This is a genomic window from Streptomyces glaucescens, assembly GCF_002154375.1.
Classification (GTDB): Bacteria; Actinomycetota; Actinomycetes; order Streptomycetales; family Streptomycetaceae; genus Streptomyces; species Streptomyces glaucescens.
Genome location: NZ_MUND01000965.1, coordinates 1 through 745 on the forward strand (window position 1 = coordinate 1; position 745 = coordinate 745).

Here is a 745-nt window from a genome sequence, read left to right on the forward strand (position 1 = left end):
CACTCATCGCTCGGTCGCCTCCGCAGCCGCCCGGGCCGCCGCCGGAAGGGCGTCGGCGATCTTCTGCAGGGCCCGCTCGTCGTGCGCGGTGGACACGAACCACGACTCGAAGGAGGACGGCGGCAGGTACACGCCGTTCGCCAGCATCGCGTGGAAGAACGCGGTGAAGCGGAACGACTCCTGTCCCTTGGCGTCCTCGTAGTTCCGCACCGGCCGGTCGGTGAAGAACACGGAGAACATGTTGGAGGCGTTCTGCAGCGTGTGCGCCACGCCCTCCTTCGTCAGTGCCTCGCTCACCATCGCCTGGATCTGCTGCGAGGCCGCGTCGACCTTGGCGTACGCCGCGTCGTCGAGCAGCCGCAGCTGGGCCAGCCCGGCGGCGGTGGCGACCGGGTTCCCCGACAGGGTGCCGGCCTGGTAGACGGGCCCGGCGGGCGCGAGATGCGCCATGACATCGGCCCGCCCGCCGAACGCGGCGGCGGGGAACCCGCCGCCCATGACCTTCCCGAAGGTCAGCAGATCGGGTACGACGCCGTCGACCCCGAACCACCCGGCGCGGCTGGTCCGGAACCCGGTCATGACCTCGTCGGAGATGTACAGCGCGCCGTTCTCGGCGCAGGCGTCCTTCAGCCCCTGGTTGAACCCGGGCAGCGGCGGCACGACGCCCATGTTGCCGGGCGAGGCCTCGGTGATCACACAGGCGATCTCCCCGGGGTGCGCCTGGAAGGCGGCCCGCACGGCGTCG

1 protein-coding gene is annotated in these 745 nt (G+C 71.5%); it reads right to left on the reverse strand.

Annotation, left to right across the window (positions count from 1 at the left end):
• Positions 1 to 3: 3 nt before the first annotated feature.
• Positions 4 to 745: aminotransferase class III-fold pyridoxal phosphate-dependent enzyme (locus CCN42_RS39805; protein WP_143662215.1), on the reverse strand; the 742-nt coding region annotated here is incomplete at its 5' end.